Source organism: Anaerotruncus sp. 80 (assembly GCF_009936115.1).
GTDB lineage: Bacteria > Bacillota > Clostridia > Peptostreptococcales > Anaerovoracaceae > Senimuribacter > Senimuribacter intestinalis.
Genome location: NZ_QWES01000053.1, coordinates 1 through 3,736, shown reverse-complemented (window position 1 = coordinate 3,736; position 3,736 = coordinate 1). Strand labels below are relative to the sequence as shown.

5 protein-coding genes are annotated in these 3,736 nt (G+C 41.4%); 3 read left to right on the top strand and 2 right to left on the bottom strand.

All coding sequences use genetic code 11. The features are described 5' to 3' along the window. Positions 1–153 precede the first annotated feature (153 nt). Complete coding sequence (locus D1155_RS15390; protein ID WP_160203294.1) at positions 154–756, bottom strand: hypothetical protein; 603 nt, start codon at positions 754–756, stop codon at positions 154–156. A gap of 302 nt (positions 757–1,058) precedes the next feature. On the opposite strand from D1155_RS15390, the gene D1155_RS15385 reads away from it, so the two are divergent. The 3 genes from D1155_RS15385 to D1155_RS15375 all read left to right on the top strand — a co-directional run bounded on the left by D1155_RS15385 (position 1,059) and on the right by D1155_RS15375 (position 3,276). Next, positions 1,059–1,742, top strand: coding sequence for a nucleoside recognition domain-containing protein (locus tag D1155_RS15385; protein WP_160203293.1), 684 nt, complete (start codon positions 1,059–1,061; stop codon positions 1,740–1,742). Positions 1,743–1,745: 3 nt separating this feature from the next. Then, entirely contained in the window at positions 1,746–2,282 is a 537-nt protein-coding gene (locus D1155_RS15380) for a nucleoside recognition domain-containing protein (protein ID WP_160203292.1), read from the top strand. Positions 2,283–2,355: 73 nt separating this feature from the next. Beyond that, positions 2,356–3,276 carry an LD-carboxypeptidase gene (locus tag D1155_RS15375; protein WP_160203291.1) on the top strand — a complete coding sequence of 307 codons (921 nt, stop codon included), beginning with the start codon at positions 2,356–2,358 and terminating at the stop codon, positions 3,274–3,276. Positions 3,277–3,352: 76 nt separating this feature from the next. On the opposite strand, the gene D1155_RS15370 is transcribed toward D1155_RS15375, so the two are convergent. Further along, positions 3,353–3,736, bottom strand: a 384-nt coding sequence (locus D1155_RS15370; protein WP_275557984.1) for a winged-helix domain-containing protein, incomplete at its 5' end; no start/stop codon positions are given.

The following is a 3,736-nucleotide window of genomic DNA, read 5'->3' as shown; positions in this document are numbered from 1 at the left end:
TCTGCCAAATCGTTTAAGTAGCAGTTGGTGAATACGATATGTTCGCCAAAGATGTCCTCCAGATTATTTTTGATAAACTTGATAGCCTCTGAGTTCTCACTGGTGCGATAAATTAAAGAAACTCGTTTCATCTAAATAAAACCTCCTGATAAATCAATGAAAAGTCTGAAACAAAATAATGACAGTGTAAAGCAGCTGCATAGAAATAATCAAAACGCAAAAAGTCAGGAATGCATAAACCAGTGCAACAATTGTCCAGGGCTTAGAATAGCCGGGAAGAACTTTGAACTGTTTTTCTATACGTATGGTATTTCTGTCGATAAGTCTTTCGAAGAAATTATTAATTGGAACGGCGTCGATAATACCAAGCCTGAAAAATGGGATGGTAAAGTCCGGCTTGTCGGCGGGTGCGGGATTATCTGTTTTATAAAAGTGCACGCCATTTTTACTGAAGACAGCATACTTAATTTTATCCAGCTCAATAGATGCAGAGCGCTTCAGCAGGATATTGTGGTAGGTGATAGTATTTTCATCGTAAGTGGTAAAGAAAAACTTGTAGCCGAAGAATATGGCGGTCAACACGATAAAAATAGTCAAGTAATATATAATAGTAGGAAGAAGAAATACTTCGTAACCTTCTAACTTGTATGCTTTTATCTGTATCATTAATATTAGTCTGAGAAGAAAGTAGGCTAATATCATGAGATAAAATACAATCTTAGATTTGTTAGTATAGGTATACGGAATTTTGTACATAAAATAGACCTCCTTGTTTATAGCAACATAGAATGCAAGAATCGTACCATAAAAAGAACTGTTTTACAAGTAAGATAAGATGAAATAAGGTGGACAATGAGATAAAATGGGGTAATATCCAGTTTTGATAAATTAGCGCATTCTTCTTGGGGGAGTGAACCCTAGACAGAAATGTGTGTTTTGTGAGTTTTTGTCGATTTAGAAAGAAAAGAAAATATGTTGGCACGGTGTTTGCGTAAGAAATGGGGTGACTACGTAGTAATCCGTTATAACCTGATTTTACTTTTTTGGAGGTAGTATTTATGATGAATTATATTTGGCTGTTCCTCATGGCAGTAGCAGTCATTGCCGGTGCAGCAACCGGTACAATCAGCGAAGTACAGGACAACCTCTTCGCATTTGCTGACACTGCAGTAGAACTTGCTATCGGCTTAATCGGTACTATGGCATTCTTCTGCGGGCTGATGAAAATTATGGAAGACGCAGGTCTTTGTGAGAAACTGGGTAATGCGCTTTCCCCTGTTATGAAGTTTTTATTCCCTGGCGTACCAAAGGGACACCCTGCAAATTCTGCAATTGCAATGTACATTGCAGCCAGCGTTTTAGGTCTGGGTAATGCCTGCACACCGCTGGGTATCAGAGCTATGCAGGAACTGCAGACACTGAACAAAACAAAGAATATCGCAACAGATGCACAGTGCATGGTTATGGCCATTTCCACTGGTTCTATTTGTCTGATTCCTACAACTGTAATTGCAATGCGTACTGCTATTCAGGCAGAGGGCGCTGCTGAAATCGTAGGACCTACAATTCTGACTACTATGTGTGCTGCAATTGTTTGTGTTATCATGACAAAACTTTTAGGCAGACTGAAAGTATTCAAGTATGACAATATTATTGAAAAAGAAAGAGCGGCTGGAAAATTACAGATTAATGAAGACTACATCGGTAATGATCCGCTTGTTCTGAGCGGAAAGGAGGCGTAAAATATGACAGACGTTTTAAACTTTTTATCAGCATATCTGATTCCTGTTTTCGTTGTGGCAGTGCCGCTTTACGCATTATTCTTTAAGAAAGTTCCAATTTACAGTTCTTTTACAGAAGGTGCAAAAGAAGGTTTTGAAACTGGTATTATGATTATTCCTTATCTGGTTGCAATGCTTTGTGCAATCGGTATGTTCCGTGCTTCTGGCGCTATGGATTGGCTTGTAGCCGTATTAGAACCTGTTACAAGTATTGTGAATATGCCTGCTGAAGTACTTCCGATGGGTCTGATGCGTTCTCTTTCCGGCGGTGGTGCGCAGGGACTTTGTGCAGACCTTCTGGAAACCTACGGAACTCAGTCTCAGATTGGTCGTGTAGCTTCTGTTGCTTTCGGTTCTACAGAAACTACATTCTATGTACTGGCTGTTTACTTTGGTGCAGTTGGCGTAACCAACACAAGACAGTCCATGCTTGCTGGTATCGCAGGAGACTTATTCTCCCTGATTATGGCAGCGATAATTGTTAATATCATGTGGTTCTAAGCTTGGTATAAATTTGTAATTTAATTTGAACAACAAGCGTTAGAGATGAATTTAATGAAACGAGGTGGCTCACATGACATATCCGAAGAGATTAAAAGCCGGTGACGTGATTGGATTGGTTGCGACCAGTTCCCCGGTAGAAGAAGAAAGAGCAAAACAGAGCAAAGCTGTTTTGGAACAGCTGGGATTCAAAGTAAAAGCTGCAGACAATCTGTTTGCTTCTAAAGGCGGATACATGGCTGGAGAAGAAGAACTGAGAGGTCGCTGGCTCAATGATATGTTTGCTGATGACGAAGTAGATGCAATCTTTTGTCTCAGAGGCGGAGACGGCGCTAACCGTATTCTGGATTATTTAGATTTGGATGTTATCAGAAAGAATCCGAAAATTTTTGTCGGCTACAGCGATGTGACCAGTTTGCATTTGCTCTTTAACCAGGAATGCGGCCTGGTGACTTACCACGGTCCGATGGTATCTTCCAATATGGTGGACGATTTTGACCAGGAAAGCAAAACTGCATTCTTTGAAGCGCTGACTGCAGAAGACGCTTATACATATAAAGCTCCGGAAGGATTCCCGATTGGAGTTGCCCGCGAGGGAAAAGCAAGCGGCATTCTGGTAGGCGGAAACTTAACTGTAATGTGTGCGTCGGTCGGTACACCTTGCGAGATTGATACTAAGGGAAAAATTCTCTTTATTGAAGAAATCGGTGAGCATATCGGCAATCTGGACAGACACATTTACCAGCTCCGAAATGCGGGTCTTCTGAAAGACGCTGCCGGCATTCTGCTGGGACAGTTCACAAGATGTAATGTAGACGTGGAAGGCTATGATATCGTACAGGTAATGCTGGAGGCGACAAAAGGTCTTGATATTCCTATCATGTACAACATTCAGTCCGGTCACGGTGCACCAATGATTACCATCCCTATGGGTGGAACTTGCGTGATGGATACAGAAAAAGGTGAAATTACTTTTCCTGTAGAAATGGTGTAAAATATAGAAGAAAAAGCAATATGATAAAAACAGAGGAAGGCTGCAGAATATGCAGAATTACCTCTGTTTTCTTTTTCTATTCTTTTGTATCTTGTGTCAGGCGGGCAAGTCCTTTTTCGGTAATTTTTGTGCCATGACGCCCCTTGCCGACCTCAATGAATCCCTGCTGAGATAAATCTCCTAAAAACTCTCGCAACTTGCCGTCGCTGAGCCTGATTCCAGAGGTTTTGAGGGTTTGTACCAATGAGGCTCTGCCTATACCATGGGTGAGCTGGGTGTGCTCGCTGATGGCTTTGAGAATTGCAAGATTGAGGCTGGCATTTGAAAGTCGGACAGTGGTCGTGCTGTTTTGTTCTGTAATCTGAGGAGGTAAAGCAGAAAGTGTCTGATAATAGGTCGCTATATTTTCAAGTTCTCTGATATTACCGGGCCAGTTGTAGTCAGTCAATTGACGCAGCTG